The organism is Hydrogenimonas thermophila, assembly GCF_900115615.1.
Taxonomy (GTDB): domain Bacteria; phylum Campylobacterota; class Campylobacteria; order Campylobacterales; family Hydrogenimonadaceae; genus Hydrogenimonas; species Hydrogenimonas thermophila.
Map to the genome: position 1 here is coordinate 44,621 of NZ_FOXB01000008.1, position 21,629 is coordinate 66,249.

General features: G+C 38.5%; 20 protein-coding genes. All 20 read right to left on the reverse strand.

Features of this window, described 5'->3' with window-relative positions; genetic code table 11:
• Positions 1 to 3: 3 nt before the first annotated feature.
• Positions 4 to 1,860, reverse strand: a complete 1,857-nt coding sequence (gene nuoL / locus BM227_RS04285; protein WP_092911527.1) for an NADH-quinone oxidoreductase subunit L — start codon at positions 1,858 to 1,860, stop codon at positions 4 to 6.
• Between the two features lie 11 nt (positions 1,861 to 1,871).
• Positions 1,872 to 2,174 (reverse strand): NADH-quinone oxidoreductase subunit NuoK, encoded by a 303-nt coding sequence (gene nuoK / locus BM227_RS04290; protein WP_092911529.1) that lies wholly within the window; start codon positions 2,172 to 2,174, stop codon positions 1,872 to 1,874.
• Complete coding sequence (locus BM227_RS04295) at positions 2,171 to 2,725, reverse strand: NADH-quinone oxidoreductase subunit J (protein WP_092911530.1); 555 nt, start codon at positions 2,723 to 2,725, stop codon at positions 2,171 to 2,173. Before BM227_RS04295 ends, nuoK begins: the two co-directional genes overlap by 4 nt.
• A gap of 10 nt (positions 2,726 to 2,735) precedes the next feature.
• Positions 2,736 to 3,350: an NADH-quinone oxidoreductase subunit NuoI gene (gene nuoI, locus BM227_RS04300; protein ID WP_092911532.1), complete on the reverse strand. Its 615-nt coding sequence runs from the start codon at positions 3,348 to 3,350 to the stop codon at positions 2,736 to 2,738.
• Between the two features lie 116 nt (positions 3,351 to 3,466).
• Positions 3,467 to 4,462, reverse strand: coding sequence for an NADH-quinone oxidoreductase subunit NuoH (gene nuoH / locus BM227_RS04305; RefSeq protein WP_092911534.1), 996 nt, complete (start codon positions 4,460 to 4,462; stop codon positions 3,467 to 3,469).
• A 3-nt stretch (positions 4,463 to 4,465) separates the two neighbouring features.
• The gene (locus BM227_RS04310) at positions 4,466 to 6,949 is read right to left on the reverse strand and encodes an NADH-quinone oxidoreductase subunit G (protein WP_092911535.1); all 2,484 of its coding nucleotides are present in this window, start codon (positions 6,947 to 6,949) and stop codon (positions 4,466 to 4,468) included.
• Between the two features lie 5 nt (positions 6,950 to 6,954).
• A complete protein-coding gene (locus tag BM227_RS04315) occupies positions 6,955 to 9,210 on the reverse strand; it encodes a 2Fe-2S iron-sulfur cluster-binding protein (RefSeq protein ID WP_092911537.1) in 2,256 nt (751 codons plus the stop codon).
• A 10-nt stretch (positions 9,211 to 9,220) separates the two neighbouring features.
• The gene (locus BM227_RS04320; protein WP_092911539.1) at positions 9,221 to 11,224 is read right to left on the reverse strand and encodes an FAD-dependent oxidoreductase; all 2,004 of its coding nucleotides are present in this window, start codon (positions 11,222 to 11,224) and stop codon (positions 9,221 to 9,223) included.
• Positions 11,224 to 11,454: an NADH-ubiquinone oxidoreductase subunit E family protein gene (locus tag BM227_RS04325; protein WP_092911540.1), complete on the reverse strand. Its 231-nt coding sequence runs from the start codon at positions 11,452 to 11,454 to the stop codon at positions 11,224 to 11,226. The genes BM227_RS04320 and BM227_RS04325 overlap by 1 nt, the downstream gene beginning before the upstream one ends.
• A gap of 10 nt (positions 11,455 to 11,464) precedes the next feature.
• Positions 11,465 to 12,691 (reverse strand): NADH dehydrogenase (quinone) subunit D, encoded by a 1,227-nt coding sequence (gene nuoD, locus BM227_RS04330; RefSeq protein ID WP_092911542.1) that lies wholly within the window; start codon positions 12,689 to 12,691, stop codon positions 11,465 to 11,467.
• Between the two features lie 10 nt (positions 12,692 to 12,701).
• On the reverse strand, positions 12,702 to 13,499 hold the full coding sequence (locus BM227_RS04335; protein WP_092911544.1) for an NADH-quinone oxidoreductase subunit C: 798 nt from the start codon (positions 13,497 to 13,499) through the stop codon (positions 12,702 to 12,704).
• Complete coding sequence (locus BM227_RS04340) at positions 13,499 to 14,008, reverse strand: NuoB/complex I 20 kDa subunit family protein (protein ID WP_092911546.1); 510 nt, start codon at positions 14,006 to 14,008, stop codon at positions 13,499 to 13,501. Before BM227_RS04340 ends, BM227_RS04335 begins: the two co-directional genes overlap by 1 nt.
• Positions 13,990 to 14,379 carry an NAD(P)H-quinone oxidoreductase subunit 3 gene (locus tag BM227_RS04345; protein WP_092911548.1) on the reverse strand — a complete coding sequence of 130 codons (390 nt, stop codon included), beginning with the start codon at positions 14,377 to 14,379 and terminating at the stop codon, positions 13,990 to 13,992. The genes BM227_RS04340 and BM227_RS04345 overlap by 19 nt, the downstream gene beginning before the upstream one ends.
• 345 nt (positions 14,380 to 14,724) lie before the next feature.
• On the reverse strand, positions 14,725 to 15,270 hold the full coding sequence (locus BM227_RS04350; RefSeq protein ID WP_092911550.1) for a 4Fe-4S binding protein: 546 nt from the start codon (positions 15,268 to 15,270) through the stop codon (positions 14,725 to 14,727).
• 9 nt (positions 15,271 to 15,279) lie between these two features.
• Positions 15,280 to 16,365: a hydrogenase large subunit gene (locus tag BM227_RS04355; RefSeq protein ID WP_092911552.1), complete on the reverse strand. Its 1,086-nt coding sequence runs from the start codon at positions 16,363 to 16,365 to the stop codon at positions 15,280 to 15,282.
• The gene (locus BM227_RS04360) at positions 16,355 to 16,726 is read right to left on the reverse strand and encodes an NADH-quinone oxidoreductase subunit C (protein WP_218147910.1); all 372 of its coding nucleotides are present in this window, start codon (positions 16,724 to 16,726) and stop codon (positions 16,355 to 16,357) included. Before BM227_RS04360 ends, BM227_RS04355 begins: the two co-directional genes overlap by 11 nt.
• A complete protein-coding gene (locus BM227_RS04365) occupies positions 16,719 to 17,198 on the reverse strand; it encodes an NADH-quinone oxidoreductase subunit B family protein (protein WP_092911556.1) in 480 nt (159 codons plus the stop codon). The genes BM227_RS04360 and BM227_RS04365 overlap by 8 nt, the downstream gene beginning before the upstream one ends.
• Positions 17,198 to 18,031, reverse strand: coding sequence for a complex I subunit 1 family protein (locus BM227_RS04370; protein WP_092911558.1), 834 nt, complete (start codon positions 18,029 to 18,031; stop codon positions 17,198 to 17,200). The genes BM227_RS04365 and BM227_RS04370 overlap by 1 nt, the downstream gene beginning before the upstream one ends.
• The gene (locus BM227_RS04375; RefSeq protein ID WP_092911560.1) at positions 18,028 to 19,875 is read right to left on the reverse strand and encodes a proton-conducting transporter transmembrane domain-containing protein; all 1,848 of its coding nucleotides are present in this window, start codon (positions 19,873 to 19,875) and stop codon (positions 18,028 to 18,030) included. Before BM227_RS04375 ends, BM227_RS04370 begins: the two co-directional genes overlap by 4 nt.
• Positions 19,876 to 20,219: 344 nt before the next feature.
• Complete coding sequence (locus BM227_RS04380; RefSeq protein ID WP_092911562.1) at positions 20,220 to 21,371, reverse strand: Wadjet anti-phage system protein JetD domain-containing protein; 1,152 nt, start codon at positions 21,369 to 21,371, stop codon at positions 20,220 to 20,222.
• Positions 21,372 to 21,629: the final 258 nt, after the last annotated feature.

Consider the following 21,629-nt stretch of genomic DNA (forward strand, 5'->3'; position numbering starts at 1 on the left):
TCCTTAACGCACGGGACTGTAAAAGATGGCTGCAAGTAGCAGAATGAGCAGACCCACTCCCATCCAGCGCAGCATATTTGAAAGGTTACCGCTTTGAACAACACGAGAAACCATACCAGATTTGTAAATAGATGTTGCAATAAAGTCAACGGTTGCATCGACAATCTTAAGGTCCATATCTTTCCAGAAGATTCTTGACAACTCTGCATACGGTTTGCAGATATAATCGTTATAAATCTGTGGAATATAGTACTGGTTGAATAGCAACTTATAAATAAATGTATCTTCCCAGCTTTTGCTGAAGCCGCCTTTGCTATATTTATAGACTGCAACTGCAATACCGCTAATTGCAATACCCAAAGTCACAGCAACTAAAGTCCAGAATGTTCCTGTTGAAACGTGATACTCTTCAATTGGAAGTACATACGAAACCATATGCAAGAAACTATGTTCAAAGAAACCTGCAATAACCGCAAGAACAGCTAAAGGTGCCATAGCCCACAGCATAAATCTGTACGCTTCATGCGGATGGAAACCAAAGATTTTATAACGCTCTTCACCAAAGAATACAAGCATAACAAGACGGAAGCTATAGAATGCAGTCAATCCTGCAGTAACCCACAATACTGTCCACAATACATAGTGATCTGTTGAGAATGCTGCTTCTAAAATCTTATCTTTTGAGAAGAATCCAGCAAATGGATAGATACCTGCAAGTGCCAAAGAAGCTAGTGTCATCAAAATCATTGTCCACTTCATCTTTTTAGCAAGACCACCCATTTTGAAGATATCAAGCTCATCATCCATAGCGTGCATAACATTACCTGCACCAAGGAATAGAAGTGCTTTAAAGAAAGCGTGTGTCATAAGGTGGAAAAGTGCAATCCAGTAGGCACCAAGACCAGCAGCAACAAACATGTAACCAAGCTGTGAAAGAGTTGAGTATGCAATAATGCGTTTCAAGTCACGGTTAACAAGAGCCATTGATGCAGCAAATAGAGCAACAAATGCACCTAAACTTGCTACAAAAAGGCTTACTTCTGGTACTTCACCATAAAGAGGGTTTGCACGAATAACAAGATAAACACCTGCTGTAACCATTGTTGCAGCGTGGATAAGTGCAGAAACAGGTGTTGGACCCTCCATCGCATCTGCAAGCCAAGTGTGTAGTGGGAACTGTGCAGATTTACCCATAGCACCGATAAACAAGAATGCAGTAACCATGATCAACAGTGTATGATCTTTATCTGCAACTTGTGCAAAAACTTCATCATACTGAAGGCTTCCAAAGTTCCAGTAAACAAGGAAGATACCAATAAGCATACCAAGGTCAGCAATTCTGTTCATAATAAATGCTTCATTTGCTGCCCAAGACGCGCTCTCTTTATGGTACCAGAACCCGATCAATGCCCAAGAACAGAGACCAACACCTTCCCAACCGATGAATAGACCGGCAAAGTTGTCACTCATAACTAGTACCATCATAGAGAAAACAAAAGCTGAAAGCCATGCGAAGAATCTGTTAAAAGATTTGTCGTGGCTCATATACCCCATTGAGTAGACATGAACTACTGTAGATACTGTCGTAACAACAAACATCATAGTAGCAGTTACCTGGTCAACCAAAAACCCAAATGGAATATAAAGCCCACCAGCATGGATCCAGTCCATCATTTTTACATGTACTACTTCTCCATGCATAACATGAAGTAATAGAGCAACAGAACTAACCCAAGAGACAAACAGCAGCGTTGATGTCGCAATACCGGTAACTAAAGTTTTCGGACGATTTGCGAAGAGTGCTGCAAAGAGTGATCCGACAAGCGGAGCAAATAGTGCTATATAAAGATACTTTTCCATTGACGCTCCCTTTACCCGTGCATTGATTGCATAGAATCAATATCAAGCGTACCACGTCGCTTGTACCATACAATCATAAGACCTAAACCGACAGCAACTTCACTTGCCGCAACAGCAACAATGAAGAATGCAAACATTTGACCGGTCAGATCGCCATAAAATTTTGAGATTGCCGCAAATCCTATGTTTACTGCATTAAGCAGTATCTCTGTTGAAAATAGCAGCAAAAGCAGATTTTTTCTACGATATACACCTACCAAACCTATACAAAAGAGTATGGCTGAAAGGATCAGATAGTGGCTGAGTGTTATCATTTGGCACCCTTTTCTTGGAATTCATCTTCTACTTTTAGTGTAAGACTCTCATCCATCTTTTTGCCTGCAAGAACAATACCTGCGATCATAGCTACAAGAAGCATAACTGCAGCTACTTCAAATGGAACAAGATATTTTGTAAAGAGGACAATACCTACTGCTTGAGGGTTTTCAACACCTTCAACCATAGGGTATAGTGCTGTAATATGGTCAGATACAATTGGTGCCACAAGTGCAATAACCATTAAAAGTGCAGCCATACCACTTAAAAGAAATACAAGTTTAGGAGCTTTAATCTCCTCTTTGACTTCACGTGTTGTATCAAAAAACATCATACCAAAGGCATAAAGTGCCATTACCGCACCGGTATAGACAATTATCTGAACAACACCGAGAAAGTCGGCATCGAGCAGAAAGAAAAATCCGGAAATCATAATCATCCCTGCAGCCAATGCACTCATAGAGTAGAGTGCATTCTTACTCAATACGGTAATACTGAACATTACAATTGTCACCGCACTGAAGAGATAAAATGCTATTGTTTCAAACATCATCCAATCCTTAATACGCCAATGGCGTTTTCTTTATGCGCTCATCCGCATTCGGGCTGACAGCACCAAATCCAGGGAACTCATCCTGCTTACCCTCTTTTAGGAAATCAAGAGGTGTGAGCATGTCATCTTTAAGCACGAAGTGCGCACGCTGTTCACTTGCATTCTCATATCGTGGTCCGTGAACAATTGCAAGTTCAGGACATACCTCTGCACAGTAACCGCAGAAGATACAGCGACCAAGGTTAATAGTATATTCAGTAACCTCTTTACGCTGATTTTCATCATATCTAGTATCCATTCGAATACAGTTTGCAATACAGATCTTTTCACACAATCCACAACCAATACATCTTTCATAACCACTCTCAAGCAGTCTATAGAGTTTATGAACAGCTCGGTATCGTGGAGAGATAGGTAGTTTCTCTTTTGGATACTGAACAGTGTGGATGTTGAACTTCACCATTTCACGGAAAACAACCCATAAACCTACAAAAAGCTCACCTTTGAATGTTCGCTTTACAACCTGTTTAAATTTTTCTAAAGGTTTTACAGGCGGTTTGTCAACTGGAATATACGTATAGTTTTGCATAACATTTCTATCTTTGAATTGTTCAAGACTCATTATTTTACTCCTTAATTTCGGTACTCGGAGTTTTTGGATGCAAGTTTGCATACCAAAAACTCGTAAAATGCTAAAAAAGTGAAGTAGTTCACTTTTTCTTTACGCATTTTACCCCCTTACATCATCAATACGATGCCGGTAACGACAACGTTAATTACAGCGATTGGCATCAATACTTTCCAACACAACCACATCAACTGATCTGGTCTAATGTGAGGCCATGCAGCACGTGTCCAAAGGAAGAAAAAGAATAGGAACGATACTTTAAGTACAATAGCCAATCCTCCAGGAATGAATCCCCAGTCATTAAAGCCGCCTAAGAAGATCAAACTTGCCAAGAATGCAAGAGTGATCATGTTTGCATACTCACCGATGAAGAACATACCCCATCTCATACCCGAATACTCTGTCGCATAACCAGAAACGATCTCTGCTTCATGCTCAAGAAGGTCAAATGGTGTACGGTTTGTCTCTGCAAATCCTGCAATTAAGAAAAGAACAAATGCAACTGGCTGTGTCCATACGATCCAGTCACTGAAACCACCTGATTGATAGTTATTGATATCTATCAGTGAAAGCGATCCGACAAGCATAAGTGGAGCCAAGATGCTAAGACCTGTTACAACTTCATAACTAAGTAGCTGAATAGCAGTACGAGCTGCACCAAGAAGTCCCCATTTGTTTGCACTTGCCATACCTGCAAGAAGCGGTGCAAAAAGTCCGCTTGCCATAACACCAAGAACAAACAGAACACCAACATTAATATCAGCAATGATTGGGTGTACAGTCACTCCAAAGAGTTCAAACTCAGGAAATAGAGGAACTGCAGCTAATGCAATAAAAGCCGTAGCCGCTCCAATTACAGGAGCAATCATAAAGATTGGCTTTACAGAGTTTTGAGGGACAATATCCTCTTTTGTAAAGAGTTTGATACCATCCGCCAATACTTGAAGCAAACCATATGGACCAACATGCATTGGACCAAGTCTTCTTTGCATAAATGCAAGTACCTTACGCTCAAGATATGTTCCAAATCCTGCAAGAGCTGAGAATAGCCCCAGCACAACAAGGATTTTGATAATCGTTGCGATTACAAATTCAGTTAATGTCATGGCTTACACCTTTTCTACGTTTACGTTTTGGAATCGGTTAGATGCAAAGAGTTTGTCAGCATCAATACCAGGATCAAAATCCGGTACCATAACAATCTCTCCACCGATAAATTTATCGATTTCAACCTCTAATTCCACCGTTTCACCAGATATTGTCACTTTAACTCTATCACCAGCACTTAGACCCAGCTTCTCACACTTTTCAGCTGAAACATAAAGCTTAGCGTCAGTTGCTATTTCATGAGCTTTTTTCGTAAATTCATTGAATTGCAAAACAGGATTACAGCGATATGCAATCTCTCCATTTAATGCATTTGATTCATCAATTTTATCAACTTTTACCTTGACAGAACGAACCTTTTTATCTTCTAAAAGGTATCCTCGTACCTCTTCTCCACTGTTTGTATAGTGGTTTGGAAGGTCATCAAAGTTAAGTGTTTTAAATCCTTTAGACTCAGGCAATGCTGCCGTATAGTCTACTGTTAACTCTGCTTCCAATCCTAATGCATTTGCTAAATCATTTAGAGTGTAGCCTTTATAAGGAAGAGCAACATTTGTAGGAACAACTCGCTTATCTGCAATTGTCATTGTGCCCTCTTGCTGGTTAATTGATGGCATGTCAAGGTCACCGTTACCACTGGCGCTAAGTACAAAATCACCTTTTGCATTGTAACCAATGACATACTCTCCAGCTTTTTCATCAAGATCACAAATCAAGCTTACTCCAAGAGTATTTGTTTTACTTGGCAAGATAAGCACTTTAAAGTTTGTACACTGTTCAATTAAACCGGCAAGTTTTGCAAGATTCTCTGCTTTAGGATGGTTAATTAAATCTTCACCAAGAATAATAGAGAATTTCTCTTTTTTAGCAAGCATTTTAACCATCTTATCAGAGAAATCTTCAGGTGCTCCAAGAATGTCAAGAAGTCCGTTAAGATCTACTTCTACCTCTTTTTTCACTTTCTTAGGAACCATTTTGGTTACCTCTTCAGTAACCTCTTTCTCTTCACCAGTCTCTTCGTCTTTCACTTTTTTAGTTACTTTTTCGGTTACTTTCTCTTTTATTGTCTCTTCAACTGTCTTTTTGCCTTTCTTATGGAACTTAGACAGATAGTTTACAACCTCTTTAGGAAGTTTCTCTTTATCTCCAAAGAGATCCAAAATAAGATAGAGTGCCGCCTCTTCCAAACCAGGCTTATGGTTAATGCAGATAAGGTTTTTGCCAAATCCTTCAATAACTGGGTCTTTAACAGGATGGAAATAAAGCCCTGCACCCTTGTTCATTTTGATTGCATTGTTAAATGCATATCTTGCACGAGGGTTGTCACTTTTCAATTGTGCACCAATACTTACAACAAAGTCACTGTTATGAACATCACTCAAATCACCACTGTAAAGAGAGTTACCAGTTACTTTTGAAAATGTTTTTAAGAAGTTATGGTAACGTCTTGCATCTTCATTTATCAATTTATAACCATACTTCTCTTTAAGTCTATTAAGGATCAATGCCTCTTCATTTGTAATGACTGAAGAGAAACGGATGGTATCAGCTTTCTTAAATGCCTCTAAAGCTTTTTGGAAAGCTTCTTCATCTTTACCTTCTGTTCTGTTTTCAAAATCATAACCAAATCGTCCAGCACCACAAAGAGAGACATAGTTCCACTCATTTTTAACTCTGTAGATTTTTGGTTCCGGATTGTCAATACTTGTATGCTTGACATCATAATATAGTTGACAACCTGCACTACAGTGAGCACAAGATGCTGGAATAGATGTTAATTCCCAAGCATTTGATGTATACTGAAAATCGCTGCTTACTAAAGCACCGACTGGACATACTGCTATACACTCGCCACAATCTGTACACTCAAGTGTATCACCGCTTGTTGGTCCAATCAGTGATTTATTAAGCTTGTTCCACATTGCATAAGCATCTTTAGGCATCTCATTTTTAAGCTCTTTGTCAAGAGGGTCACCTCCTCTTGGTACTGTTTTAAGCGCTGAATCACCAATCATATCTTTACAAACAGTTACACAGCGCTCACAAACAATACAAAGAGCTGGATCATAGTGTATGAGTCCCCAGTCCTGCGCTACACGATGGGTATCTTTAATAGCATAGTGCTGTTCATCAACACCCATCTCAAGTGTATAGTTTTGAAGTTCACACTCACCTGACTGATCGCACACACCACACTCTAGTGGATGGTTTACATCATAAACCTCCATAATAGCACGGCGCTCTTTTGCAATATTTTCAGTAAGAGTGGTGATTTCCATTCCATCTTTTGCTTTTGCATTACAAGCATAGACTTGCTTTCCGTCAGCCTCTACAAGACAAATTCGGCAAGCAAGAGTAGGACTACACCGTGTAAGGTAGCAGATAGCAGGAATGAAAATACCGTTAGCACGTGCGATATTGAGAATATATTCACCCTCTTTCGCTTTACACTCTTTCCCGTCTATTTTGATTGTTATATCACTCATTTTGATTATCCCACTTCTTCAATTTTGCTTTGACTATACCGATAGATTGAAGATAGCAAATCTTCTCTCAACCCAAGGTCAAAGGTTGGATTGAGTGCAATTGTCCCTTTTAAATCTGGGTCTATTTTAAACACTCTCTCCATCTCTACACCCTCTACATTCAACCTGACTCGCACACCCTCTTTCAGCTTTGCAGCCATTGCAAATTGTGCAGAACCATAAAGTATTGGCTCCTCTTTGCTTAGCTGAGATGCTTTATATGTCTGTGGACCAAACTGAAGTACCGGGTCACAACGGTAAAGAATGGCTCCGTTAAACTCTGGAAGGTCAGCTACCTCTTCAAGAGTTGAGTCTACTGAATGCTTCATACGTTTAAGTTCATACCCACGTACTTCACCATCTTGGTTGGTAAAATAGTATGGAATATCATCAAAACGAACTGCTTCAAAGCCTCTTTCTTGAGGAAGTTTTTCTGTATAATCAATCGTATATCTTGCTTCAACACCAAGTGCATTAGCCAAGTCGTTTAGCACATAACCATTGAAAGGAAGAGCTACATTTGTTGGCACTACACGTTTGTTTAGAGTAGTAAATGTACCCTCCTGCTGATTAAGTGCTGGCATATCAAGATCACCATCTCCCAAAGAGCTTAAAACAAAATCACCAGGTGCGTTGTATCCGATGACATACTCTCCTGCCTTTTCATCAAGGTCACATATAAGAGCAACACCCAAAGAGTTTGTTTTAGGAGCTACAGGTAGTACACTCATACCGCCAAAACGCTCAAAAAGTGCTGCAAAACGTGCTATCTGTTCAGCTCTTGAATGATTTATGCAATCTTCCCCAATGACTACTGCTATACGTTTACAGCGTTTTAAAGTTTTTTGAATCTCTTCAAGTTCCTCTTCACCGACATTGCTTTCAGCACTTAGATATCCATCATCTAAATCATTTAAATAATTCTCAATCTTTTTAATATCTACCTTGCCTTCAAGCATTGTCTTGGCAAGCATTGCAATAACACCCTCTTCTGTTCCAACCTCATATTTGACAAACTGGGTTACAACATTTTGCATCTGCTTATCTTCCATTGGATGCATATAGATAACACGGGCGTTATGGCGTTTTGATGCCATTGTTATGTGATAACGAACAGCTGGATTATCAGTAAGGATGCGTGAACCTATAACAATAACTCCATCAGCATCAGCAAGTGATTCCAACGATCCATTAAATAGAGTCTTGCCGCTCATTGTCGCATAACTCTCAAGGAACTTTTGATACTTTCTTGCATCTTCATTGAGAAGTTTGTAACCATACTTCTCTTTAAGTTTTTGCAAGATCATCGCCTCTTCATTTGTTATGCGACTTGTAAAGCGGATTGTGTCAGCCTTTTTAAAGCTTTCAATTGCTTTATTGAAAGCCTCTTTATCCTTACCTTCAACACGATTTTCAAAGTCAAATCCAAAGCGTCCGGCACCACATAGAGTAGAAAACTCAAACTCATTGGTTACACGATAAAGCTTTTTCTCACTTGCTTCACAAGCTCCAGCATACTTTCTCTCATAATATAGTGAACATCCTGCACTACAATGAGCACAGCTTGCCGGAATCTTTTCAAGCTCCCAAGCATTTGCAGAATACTGAAAGTTTGTACTTGTCAAAGCACCAACAGGACATACAGCTACACACTCTCCACAGTTGGTACACTCAAGCTCTTCTGTTCCCTTAGGCTGAATTTTAGAACCATATCCACCATAATGAATCTCAATAGCATCATCACCAATTACTTCATTACATACGTGTACACACTTTTCACACAAAATACAAAGAGATTCATCATAACCAATGAAATCCCATTTTTTAAGATCGCGCTTATGCTCTTTTGCTGAAAACTCTTGAGTGTCAACACCAAACTCAAGTGTTTTGTTTTGCAAGTCACAAGCACCACTTTTATCACAGACACCACACTCTAAAGGATGGTTAACATCATATAGCTTCATAATATTTTGTCGATGGCTGAAGAGTTCTGCTGAATTAGTACGAACTTCCATACCATCTAAAGCAGGAGCCTGACAACTTAAAATAAAACCATCTGCTCCTTCAACTTCAACAACACAAAGTCGGCATGAAGCTATAGGCTTAACTTTAGTCAAATAACACATTGTAGGAATATAGAGTCCTGCACGGCGTGCTGCCTGCAGAATCGTATCTCCCTTTTTAGCTTCAATTCTCTGTCCGTCAATTGTTAGTGTAATCATGGACACATCCTTATACCGCTGTCATTGCGATGTAGTAGCATCGCATACAGCGTTCAGCTTCAGCTATAGCTTCTTCCTGTGTAAAGCCAAGATTGACTTCACGGTTATTGTCACGTCTCTCTTCAACTGACAACTTTTCACTCACTTGTCTTGGTAATCCAGGCAACCAACCTGTAACTTTCTCATTTTTATTGTAAACACGCAATTTTCTAAGATGATCTTCCATTATCTCTTCATCTGTTAGTGTAATTTCACCCGTTCTTACATAACGTGAAATGACTGATGCTGCACGTTTTGCCTGACCTACAGCATTAACGATTGTCATTGGTCCATACTCACAGTCACCTGCTGCAAAAAGCCCTTTTCGGCTTGTCATATAGTCACGTCCATTTGTTTTGAGTGTTCCCCAGCTTGTAAGCTCTAGCTCCCACTCTTCAGGAAGAAGACTCAAATCAGCAGACTGACTTACCGCAGGGATCAAATAATCACACTCAATTATGAAATCAGCACCCTCTATCTTTACAAGTTTCGGTCGTCCGCCGTCTGGATCTGGTACAAGCTCAAAACGGTTACACTTAAGAGCTTTAAGACGACCATTTTCATCTTCAAGAATCTCTTCTACAGCAGAGTGGAATATAAACTCAACACCCTCTTCTACAGCTTCGTGATACTCTTCATATGTTGTATTTCGGATGATTGTCTTCTCATCCCTTCTATAGAGCATTATAACCTTCTCTGCATTGGCTCGAACAGAACATCTTACAACGTCCATAGATGTAAATCCACCACCAACACAGACAACAGTTTTTCCTGTCAAATCAACCGGTTTTCCAATACCATATTTGACATAGAGGTTAATCTCATCCAAAAAGCTGATAGCCCCCCAGTAACCCGGCATATCTTCACGCTCATTTTTTGCACGAACTTTTTTAGAAAGGCGTGTACCAAATGAAAGGAGTGTTGCGTCATACTCTTTATCAAACTTTCTGAGCATATCTGCATCTACTCTTGTATTCATTATGAAGTTGGTACCTACACTCTTTGCAAGCTCGATATCTTTATTATATTTATCAACAGGCATTCGATACTCTGGAACACCCACTGCAACTTCACCACCAAGAACAGGAAGCTCTTCATAAACATCACACTGAATACCTTCAAGACCCAAGTAATAAGCTGCTGTCAAGCCGGCAGGACCTGCACCGACAATTGCAACTTTTTTATCTATTTTCTCTTTTGCAGGCTCTTTTGGATGAAGCCACTCAAGACCGTGATCAGTCTCATAATCTGCACCTAAACGCTTCAACTCCATAATCGAAATCGGCTCATCAAGGTTTGCACGTCGACACTCATCTTCACAAGGGTGTGGACATACACGGCCGCAAGTATGTGCTAGTGGCATTGTCTTACGTGTTGCCTGAAGTGAGTCATCATAACGCAAGTCACGTACACCTTCAATATATGCAGGAATGTCTACATGCGTAGGACAAGCATCCATACAAGGTGCTGTAACTTTTGCAATGTAATTAATCTCATCAAGATGATAATCTTTGCTCGGTTTTTTGTTTTCAATAAGGTCCATAAATGTATCGTGATAATGCTCGAGCATATCTAAAAGCGGTTTTGGAACTGTTCGTCCAATTTCACATTTAGAGGTCTCCATCATTGTTCTAGAAACCTCTTTTAAATGCTCAAGGTCACTTACTTCACCTTCACCACGAGCAATTTTATCCATCAAGTCATATAAAATTCGTCCACCCCATCGTCCAGGTGCACAACGTCCACAAGCTTCAGAATATTGCTGATAAGTTGCCGCATACTCTGTTCCAAGCCGGACTACATCAACCTCTTCATCGAAAATTGCAAATCCATCCCAGCCTATGAATGCTTTTGCATTTCTATCTGCTTCATACTGCTCTGGCAACTTATATTCCGACTCAACCCATTCAGATTCCGGCTTGCCACGGTTATCAATAAACTCACCGCGCCAGGTCGAAAAAACTACTCGAGCCACTATTTTTTCCTTCTCACTACAATGGTCCAGTCAGCTTCATTGAACTTGAGCGAGTTCAATAACTCATGTCCAGCCTCTTTGACCATATCAGCTGTTTTTTGAATAGGGCTGAAGTCACCTATCTCAAATAGGAAAATTGCCACTTCACCAGGTTTTGTTCCATTATCTAACAATTCCATCATACGATCATAGAAATCATCGTGTAAATGGCGTAAATCGTAACGTACCATTATCTCCCCCTTATCTGTCGATTTCGCCGAAGACGATATTTGTACTACCAATAATCGTAACAATATCCGCAATATAAGTTCCAGGCAGTAAGTCTTGTAAAATTCCGCAGTGCCAGAAACTTGGTGCTCTCATTTTCAATCGATATGGATATGGATCTCCTTGAGAGTTGATGTAGAACCCAAGCTCACCTTTTGGACTCTCCGTAGGCACATAAACTTCACCTACCGGTGGACGCATTCCTTGAGTTACAAGCACAAAGTGCTGCATTAAAGAGTAGTTTTGCGTCATAATATCTTCTTTAGGAGCCGAAATATATTGTGGCGCATGTGCCATTAACTCTGGTGGAGTATCATCATACATTGAGATCAATTGCTGAATAATGCGAACAGACTGACGCATCTCTTCCATATAAAGCTTGTAACGTCCATAGCTGTCACAAGCATCAGTTACAGGAATATCAAATTCAAGCTCATCGTAAAGCTCATATGGCTCCTCTTTACGGATGTCATACTCTATGCCTGAACCACGAAGCATAATTCCTGTACATCCCCAGCTTTTAGCCATTTCTGGTGGAACTACACCGACACCTTCAAGACGCATACGCCAGATGCGGTTTTCTGTCAAAAGATCTTCATAATCTTTAATGTTTTTAGGAAGCTCATTAACAAATTTTGCCAATGCACCAAGCCATCCTTCAGGAAGATCAAGTGGAACACCACCAATACGCACAGCTGAATGTGTCAAACGTGCACCACAGTAATCTTCCATTAAGTCCATAGCAAATTCACGCTCTCTAAAGCAGTATAGGAACACACTCATAGCACCAACGTCAAGTGCGTGTGTTGCCAACCAGAAGAGATGTGAAATGATACGGTTAAGCTCCAAAAGAATTGTACGAATAACTTTTGCACGTCTTGGAACTTCAAGACCGATCAACTTCTCAACAGCTAAAGCAAAACCATAGTTGTTTGATGTTGCAGCGATGTAGTCCATACGGTCAGTTGTTGGCAAGAACTCATTGTAGATCATGTTCTCTGCCATCTTCTCCATACCACGGTGGAGATATCCAATATCCGGAACCGCACGAACCACCTGCTCACCATCAAGCTCAAGAATTAGACGGAGCTGTCCGTGTGCTGAAGGGTGCTGCGGCCCGAAGTTGATAACCATATGGTTATCTTCTCGTTCAAACTCCAGGTTTTCAAAAAACGGTCGTAATTTATTGGTTTGTTGCATCCGCGTCCCCTTACTTTCTCTTATCAAGCACTTTTGGCGCTTTGTTGAATTTTTCAATCATAAAGACACCCTCTTCTTCTTGATACTGAACAGGTGTTGCTGCACCTTCATCAACTGGAGCACCTTTTGGTACTTCATGACCAAGACGGGCAAAACGTTCAGTATCATAACGGTCAACTCGAGCAGGATCTCGGTTTTCTGGTCCAATGATATCACGTGCCTCTTTACCGAAAATCTTATCAACTTCATACCACTGAGCAAACTCATCACCTTCAAGGGGATAAGTTTTACGAAGTGGATGACCTTCCCAATCATCTGGCATAATAAGTCGTTTAAGATATGGATGGTTGTTAACTTTAACACCCATTAAATCCCACATCTCACGCTCTGCCCAGTCAGCACTTCTATAAAGAGGATTTACACTTTCAATTGCCTGAAACTCATCTACAAAACATTTCACACGAATACGTTTTGCGGTACTAAGGTTAAGAATTTGATAGAAAATCTCAAAACCACCACGCTGTGCAAGGAAATCGACTGCACTCATCTCAGAGAGCATTTCATAGCCGCGTTCCTCTTTTAAAGTACGAAGTACTTCAACATTGTTTTCAGGATTAATGTAAATTACAAGCTGATCACGCTGGATATAAGCTTTAAGTACTTCACATTTTGCTTTTACAGCTGCCAAATCTTCAGCATAAACGCCTTCGCTTGGTACAGGCTCTTCTGGTACACGAGGTGCTACCCAGAAGCGGTCTGTATAGTAGGCTTTTTTCTGTACATTATCTTTGGGAATATATGGTCTCATCATACCAACCTTTTAGGCTTTTGAGATTTGTTAGCAGACTCACGTCGAATCTTCTGTTGAAGAAGCATTACCGCATACTGCAGTGTCTCTGGACGTGGTGCACAACCAGGAAGATAAAGATCAACCGGAATTACACGGTCACACCCTTGAACAGTTGCATATGTATTGAACATACCTCCTGTATTGGCACAACTTCCCATAGAGATAACCCATTTAGGCTCTGTCATCTGATCATAAAGACGGCGAATGAACTCAGCATGTTTTTTTGTAAGAGTTCCAGCAACAATCATTACATCTGCTTGACGAGGTGATGCTCTAAAAATTGTACCAAAACGGTCAAAGTCATATCGGCTTGCACCTGATGCCATCATTTCGATTGCACAGCATGCCAATCCATAAGTTAATGCCCAAACTGAATTACTTCGTCCCCAGTTTAGGATCTTATCAACAGTAGTCAATGCAACAGGCAGACCGCCGCTTTGTGTGTAGTTTACTTGATGCTGTGCCATTCAAGTGCTCCTTTCTTCCATGCATAAATAAATCCTATTGCTAGCAATAGAATAAATAGAATCATTTCAGCAAAACCGAACCATCCTAAGACTTTAAAGTCGATTGCCCATGGAAACATAAAGATAATTTCCACATCAAAAAGTATGAAAAGAAGGGCAAACAGATAGAACTGTGCCGAAATTGTATTTGGCTGTTTTGTTACTTCAGGCCCGCACTCATAAATAGTGAGTTTGAGCTTCTCAGTATCCAGCCTTGCCAGTTTGCGACTAACAAACCTTGCAGCAAACAGTGTTGCGCTGAATGCACCAAATGTGATCAGCAGCAGCATAAAGGCACCGAAATACGGATGATCCACTACCATATGTGTCATCTAAAACCCCTTTTTAAGCCTAAATCAGGCTTATTTTTTGTGTCTACATACCAATGTTATGGTAGTGTAACAAATAAACTTTAAATGAATACTGATTCGGAATTTAAAACTTTTATAAGTAGTTAATTGTTTCACATGGAAACACGCAAATATTTTATTCATCATATTAAATCTAAATAATAAATAAATTTGAAGTTTTTAGAGGGTTTGTCGCTATTATTTATATTGTTTTTTGTAAATTATCTGTTTTTTAGTAGATTAATAAGCTAGCCTGTAAGAAGATTACTACAGTCCAACTCTTGCTAACAGACAAGAATTGGACAAACTTTACTTCATATGATTTTACTATTTATTGGCTTCAGCTTGCTGCTTAGCTTCCGCCTCTTTTTTAACTTTAGCTTCTTGCTGTTTTTTAAGCTTCTTAAGCCTTTTATGTTCAGCTAACTTTTCACGACTTTCACGAGCACGTTTTTCAAACTCATCCCACTTTTTATCGAAATCTTTTGCCTCTTCTATACGATTAACGAAGTATCCAAGTTTTTTGTCTTTTGGTAATGTTTCATTTCGTCCAAGAGGTGGTAATCTTGTTTCTGACTGAACCAGACACCCCTCGTCAGCTTTTGGACAAGCATCAACACATGCATGGCAATAGATGCAAAGATAAGGGTTATAACTATACTCGCGTTTATTATTCTCGACATCAACAATCTCAAAAAGAATTGCACCTGGAGGACAAATATCTTCACATTTGTCACAAAAAATACATAACTCCTCATCATAAAGAATCGTCCCCTTGTACCCCTTTGGCTCTGGTGACGGCGTATGAGGGTAACCAATTGTTTCCGGTTTTTTAGTTAGGTTTTTCAATGACTCTATAAACATCTTTACCATGGCATCACCTTATCGTGCAGTACATGAAAGACATGGATCAAAGCTAAGAACAATAGCCTGCGCATCTGAGTATTTTGAACCAACAAACAGCTCTTTAAGCACAGGAACATTTGCATAGGTTGGTACCCTTACTCTCACACGCTCCATTACCTTTGTTCCATTTCCCTTAACATAGTAGAAACACTCACCTCTTGGTGCTTCAACGCGAATAAATGTTTCACCTTTTGGACGTCCTTTAACCTTCACTTTAATATCACCTTCACCAAGTCCGTCAAGAACATTTAAACAGATCTCAATAGAGTTAAGCACCTCGTCAAATCGCACCATATTTCTTGCCCAGACATCACCTTCTGTCCGTAACTGCATCTTATAACCAAGCTCTTCATAAGGCAAGAAATCAAACTCTGCTCTTGCATCTGTTTTTAGTCCACTTGCTCTAGCAATAGGACCGGCAGTGTTATATTTTTTTGCCATCTCATATGTAACTACACCCACTCCTTTAGTCTTTAGTCCTAAAGTGTAGTCAGTCTCAAAAAACTCCATTAACTTCAAGACATGATCACGAAGTTCTTTGAGTCGAGTGCGGATCATCTTTTCATTTTCAACAGTTAAATCTCTACTGACACCACCGATTGTATAGTAGTCATACTGTACTCGGTTACCTGTAATAATCTCAAGAATTTCTGTCGAAATTTCTCGATATTTTACTGTTTGCATAAAGAGATTTTCATATCCGCAAACCTCTGCAACATGACCATTTGCCAACATATGTGAGTGGATACGATCTAACTCTACAACTAAAGTACGCAAGTAGTCGATCTTTTTATTTGTCTCAACACCAAGCAGTTTTTCAACTCCGTGTATATAAGCCGATGCGTGTGTAATAGAGCAAAAACCACAAACCCGTGCTAGTAGATACTGGACATTATTGAAGTTAAACTTTGTAACAGCAGCTTGCTCGATCCCTCTGTGAACATACCCTACATCAACGGCTACATCGGTAATAATCTCATTTTCTGTTTGAAAAACAAAGCTTACCGGCTCAGGAATAGCAATATGCTGAGAACCAAATACAACCTTAATCTTATTTCCCATTATATGTCTCCTTTCTCAGCGGTGCTTGCGGTGCTTCCGGCTCTAAGAACATACCTCTTACAGCATTTTCAATATTCAGATCAAACATATCTGCCAAATCCCACTCACTTAACCAAGTACATGGAATAATCTCAACCAAAGAAGGAATAACTGAATCGTATGCTACTCCTTCTGCTCTGAAAACATAGATCTTATTCTTTACACCATATTCAGAAAAGATCCAATCAATTGTCAAAGAGTCGCCATTATCAACAGCATTGACAGTTACATAGTGGTATTTATTTTCATCATACCACGCTTTAATCTCATCTTTGACACTCTCAAGTGTCACCTCTTTCATTATCAAATCTGGATTAATCATCAACAACTCCTATCTGCTTTAACAGCTCGTCGCTCTCTCCTACAAGATACTCTTTCTCTTTGCTTTTCTTTTCCCAAATCTCAACTGCTTCAATCAAACCATCAATCAGCGCTTCAATTCTTGGAGTACATCCAGGAATCCAAACATCAACAGGGATGATCCCATTTACGCCATTTTCAACATGATACAGGTCTCTAAAAACACCACCACCATGCGTACAAGCTCCCATTGCAACAACAACTTTTGGCTCAGGCATTTCAAGATAGAGTCGTCGAAGTACATCTCTACATCTCAAAGTTACAGGACCAGTTACAAGTAAAATATCTGATTGCTTTGGATTACCACGGTTGAGCATACCAAAACGTTCAATATCAAACTTTGGTCCAAGTGCAGCTAAAATCTCAATATCACATCCGTTACATCCACCCGTGTTGTAGTGCAAAATCCACGGAGACTTTTTTCTTAAACCCATTATTTGCCTCCCAATGCCAAAAAGAAGATATTAAATATTGAAAGAGGAATCAGAACAAACCAAGAGAATTGCAACATTCTTTTATAGTCTAACCGTGCAGTCGAGTTGTCAATAGCAACAACTAACAAGAATGTAAAAATAACTAGAAGTGCACCTACAAAATAGTTGCTTCCTCCAAACAAGAAAATCAAGAAATAGACATAAACATACTCAATCCATCGACCTGTGTAGACTGCTTCATAAAATGGACCGCTATACTCAATATCTGGTCCGCCAATAATCTCTTGATGTGCTTCTGCAACATCAAAAGGAGACTTATGCAAAAGCATAGGAAGAGTTCCTACAAATGCAAGAAACACCAAAGGTAACTGAAGCAAAGGAATACCATCATAAGATAAAATTTTTGCAATATCAAAACTTCCAGTTACAAGGTAAAGTGCAACAACCATTAAAATAATAACCGGTTCATAAGAGATAAGATGTATCAACTCTCTCATAGCACCCATAATACTGTAAGAACTTCTTACACTAAATGCACCAATAGTCAAAGCTAAAATTGAAATGATATGGAAAAAAATGGCAATTAGAAGATTGTTTCCTAGCATCAATACTGCCATTGCAAACCAGGTAGAGATAAAATACATTACCCCCATAGATGCATGGAATGAGTGAACCATTAAAGGTCTTTTTTCCATTAGCTTAACAAAGTCATAGAATGGCTGCAGTACAGGCGGCCCCATTCTGCTTTGCATTCTTGCACGAACGACTCGCTCAATACCAAATATCAATCCTCCAATAATTGGAGCAAAAAGTGTCAATAGTACCGCACTCATAGTAGTTGTCCTCCTAAAACCAACACAAGTAAGAAGAGTGTCACTGCAAAAACATTGATCTTCTCTTCATATTTTGAGATAAAGTTAAAGTCATAACTCTCAGCTTCTCTTGGATATATCTCTCCACAATTGTAAGGATGTGTCTGATCAACTTTAAGCTTGACAAACAGTGGTGCCGCATGAATAATAAGAAGCAAGATAAGTGCACCTATAATTTGCCAGAAATAGAGTGTCGAATCTCCAACTACTAGAGACAATCCGTCTGCATAGATATTTGCATGACCAGCAATAGGAGTAGCTATATCCATAATAAAGTTACCTATAAATGGAGAAATAAATACTGTCATTACAACCAACCAAAGGTAGTACCAGATTGATACATACAAAAAGTTTTTATCCATAGGTGAAAAATCAATCTTACTAAATCGGTGATGTTTAATAGCTACACCTAAAACTTTTATGTAGAGTACACTCAAAAAGACACCACCCGTTGTAACAAGAAGAATAAGCATCACAAATCCACCGGAAGATAGAAAGTTACTTGCCTCTTCGATCATAAGCCACTTTCCGATGAATGTACCAAAAGGGATAAATGTCATGTTAAGGAAACCAAAGAAGATAAACAAAAGAGTAAATGGAGCTCTCTCAAAGAGTCTGTTCATATCTTTAATATATTTAACATTATAAAGCTTTTCAAGAATTCCAGCTTCAACAAATAAGAACCCTTTTGCAAAACCGTGGAAGATTATTAACATAATCGAAACCGCAACAGCAGTTGGTGTACCAACAGCAGCTGCAAGCATCATCAATCCAAGTAAAGAGATCGTTGAGTAAGCAAGAATTCTTTTAAAGTTATCTTGTGTTAGTGCAAAAACTGCAGCAGCAACAAATACAAAACCAGTTGTTAAAATCAAAAGTTTTGAAAGAAGTGTATCTTGAATAATAGGAGAGATTCTCAAGATCAAAAATGGAGCAATTTTAACCATTGTAGCTGAATGTAGAATCGCACTAACAGGCGTAGGTGCAACCATCGCTCCAAGTAACCATTTATGAAATGGTAGTTGAGCACCTTTGACAAGGGCTGCTATAGAAAGAAAGCCAAAAGCTGCCATTGACATTGTAGCTGGATCCATAGCTAAAAGATCTGTAAAGTGGTAAACACCAAAATCTTTAACCATAAGAATTATGGCAAAAAGGATTGCAACACCACCAATTTGGTTCATCCAAAGTGCCAATGTAGAGTTGTTAATAGCAACTTCATCTTTTCTAAAACCAATGAGTACCAATGAAGCAAGTGTTGTAGTTTCAAAGAGTGCAAAGAACCACTCAACATTGTTGGCACTTACGGCAAAGTTCATAACTCCCAAAAAGCCTATGACAATAGCAACAAACTTGTGTTTATCTTTCTCATCATAGTCCATATAGCGAGTAGAAAAAATTGCAATAGGCACACCAACAATACCAACCAACAGATACATCATTGCTGTAAGCTTGTCGACATATATATTAGCCGTGTCACTGTGTGGAGCAATAGATAAGACAATTATCAACAGTATAAACTGAGCAACCGCAAGAAGTGAAACCAAGATATTTTTTCTTGCATACCCAACCCACAAGAAGTACCCCAGCAATAAAAAGTCGAAGATGGTTACTAAAAGATTGAAAATTGTAGGAGTTTTGATCAATATTGGCAAGTTTGCACTATAGATAAGATATGCCATTACTGACAACACCGGTAGCATTATACATGTCAAAATACTGGTCACACGATCACTATTTGCCAAATAGATGGCAAAACCAGCCATTATGGGTAGTATAATACTAAGAATGACAAGAACTTCCATGAAGAATCCTTCTTATTAGAATTATAAGTTTTAGTTTTTATGCTCTAAAACTCTAGTAGTATTATATGTATTAACTATTCTAATATACTTTATTAAATAGCTAGAAAAGTCAATACACTAAATACTTAAATTTTCCACTAAGAAAAGTCCATAAAATGGTACTTTAGGTAAAAGAGGCCCAATTATATTAAAACAGTTATGAGACATAAATTAAAAAATTTGATTTTGAAGAATGTGTTAAAAATTTGGTCTATTATTGACATAATCATAAGTAAAGCAGTAAGTATTAATAGTAAAACTATCAGTTTTATTGAAAGAAAAAATTATCACTTATATAAATTAAACTATTTAATCTTTTCTTCAAGCTTCTCCATTAACCAATTAATAGGAATTCGTTCTTGCTCTAAACGTAATCCTTTAAATTCTTTAAACCGTAATGCATCATAAACTTCTAATTCTTTTGGCATTAGATTTGGTAAATTGGCTGTTGTTGGAGTTGGCTCTTGAACACATAGGTAGCTAAAATGATATAGTGTTTCTTTATCCATTAAAAAAGATTGAACATTTGGATGAATAGATCTAAAACTTGAAAGAATTGCAAAACCGTGTGTATCTATATCTCCCCAGTAAAAGATCTCTTCAGCAAAGTCAAGATCAAGTTGTCTAAATTGTCCAGCTTTGAAACCACCTCCATAGAGTATTATCACGTCTGAAAATAGTGGAAAAGCCAAAAATGTTGTAAGATTTTCAATAATAAATATATACTTTGCTTTTAAACCAAAAGTATTAAATGCTTCACAGGTAATCTCAATATCATCTATATTTGCAGTCTCTATCTCATTAGAGCGAAACCTTACACGACTTAAAGGATATCTCAATCCATACTTCTTTTCAAACCCATAATCTGAAAGTTTGGTAATTGATGAATTATAAAATTTTGTAGAAAGTACTACCTGCAAAAGTGTATCAAGTACCTTTTTATGTGACTGTATGAACTTGGTATCTACCCCTTCTATTGGAAGCTCTCTTATGTAAATATTTGGTTTTGGATGTAACAGAAAAAACTGCACAACAGAGATAATGCGATCCCATACATCCAAATGCTTCAATAAAATAAGCGGTTTTTGACGTAAAAACTCTCCAAGCCCTAAAGATTTTGCACTTTCAAAACCTTCAACAAATGCCTGATACTCCTTACTTTTCCCAAGAAACTGTAAATAGTCATCTAAAGTTTTAAAACAGAGTACTGAAGGAAGCCGTTGTGATCCAACTCTTTTATACTCCACAGCTGAATACTCAATAAATCTATCAAACTTTTTAAGAGAAGATAAAGATTTTTGAATCTCTTCAATTGAAGAGACAAACACCTTTTCAGTTGGTCTTTTAAAAGAGTATCGCAATGGAAATATAGTATTACCACTCAAAAGATCACTATAAAACTTTCCACTGTCATAGTAGCTCTGCGCCTTTTTTCTAAGTAGGTCAATGTTAAACACTATATCCCCATAAAATTTTATATCAATTATACATTAGTCTTTAAAAAGGTATCTCTTTATTTCTCTTTTAGAAGCACGATTTTTAGTATTACAACCATTTGTAAATAATCCTTCGTTTACTCCTAATATACTATAGTTTGAATGGTGTTTTATGCACCCGTTTTTTTTAATTAACTCAAAATTTAAGATAGTTTTTGTCATAATCCATATGTAGTTGAAAAAGTTACACCTATGAGGTGAAAGTTTTTAGTGTGACTT

Coding starts and splice junctions, on each gene's coding strand:
- BM227_RS04375 (WP_092911560.1), bottom strand. CDS start 19,875: ATGGAAGTTCTTGTCATTCTTAGTATTATACTACCCATAATGGCTGGT.
- BM227_RS04295 (WP_092911530.1), bottom strand. CDS start 2,725: ATGTTTGAAACAATAGCATTTTATCTCTTCAGTGCGGTGACAATTGTA.
- nuoD (WP_092911542.1), bottom strand. CDS start 12,691: ATGCAACAAACCAATAAATTACGACCGTTTTTTGAAAACCTGGAGTTT.
- nuoL (WP_092911527.1), bottom strand. CDS start 1,860: ATGGAAAAGTATCTTTATATAGCACTATTTGCTCCGCTTGTCGGATCA.
- BM227_RS04325 (WP_092911540.1), bottom strand. CDS start 11,454: ATGGTACGTTACGATTTACGCCATTTACACGATGATTTCTATGATCGT.
- BM227_RS04360 (WP_218147910.1), bottom strand. CDS start 16,726: ATGATTAATCCAGATTTGATAATGAAAGAGGTGACACTTGAGAGTGTC.
- nuoK (WP_092911529.1), bottom strand. CDS start 2,174: ATGATAACACTCAGCCACTATCTGATCCTTTCAGCCATACTCTTTTGT.
- nuoH (WP_092911534.1), bottom strand. CDS start 4,462: ATGACATTAACTGAATTTGTAATCGCAACGATTATCAAAATCCTTGTT.
- BM227_RS04365 (WP_092911556.1), bottom strand. CDS start 17,198: ATGGGTTTAAGAAAAAAGTCTCCGTGGATTTTGCACTACAACACGGGT.
- BM227_RS04345 (WP_092911548.1), bottom strand. CDS start 14,379: ATGACACATATGGTAGTGGATCATCCGTATTTCGGTGCCTTTATGCTG.
- BM227_RS04315 (WP_092911537.1), bottom strand. CDS start 9,210: ATGATTACACTAACAATTGACGGACAGAGAATTGAAGCTAAAAAGGGA.
- BM227_RS04310 (WP_092911535.1), bottom strand. CDS start 6,949: ATGAGTGATATAACAATCAAAATAGACGGGAAAGAGTGTAAAGCGAAA.
- nuoI (WP_092911532.1), bottom strand. CDS start 3,350: ATGAGTCTTGAACAATTCAAAGATAGAAATGTTATGCAAAACTATACG.
- BM227_RS04370 (WP_092911558.1), bottom strand. CDS start 18,031: ATGAGTGCGGTACTATTGACACTTTTTGCTCCAATTATTGGAGGATTG.
- BM227_RS04355 (WP_092911552.1), bottom strand. CDS start 16,365: ATGGGAAATAAGATTAAGGTTGTATTTGGTTCTCAGCATATTGCTATT.
- BM227_RS04350 (WP_092911550.1), bottom strand. CDS start 15,270: ATGGTAAAGATGTTTATAGAGTCATTGAAAAACCTAACTAAAAAACCG.
- BM227_RS04335 (WP_092911544.1), bottom strand. CDS start 13,499: ATGAGACCATATATTCCCAAAGATAATGTACAGAAAAAAGCCTACTAT.
- BM227_RS04340 (WP_092911546.1), bottom strand. CDS start 14,008: ATGGCACAGCATCAAGTAAACTACACACAAAGCGGCGGTCTGCCTGTT.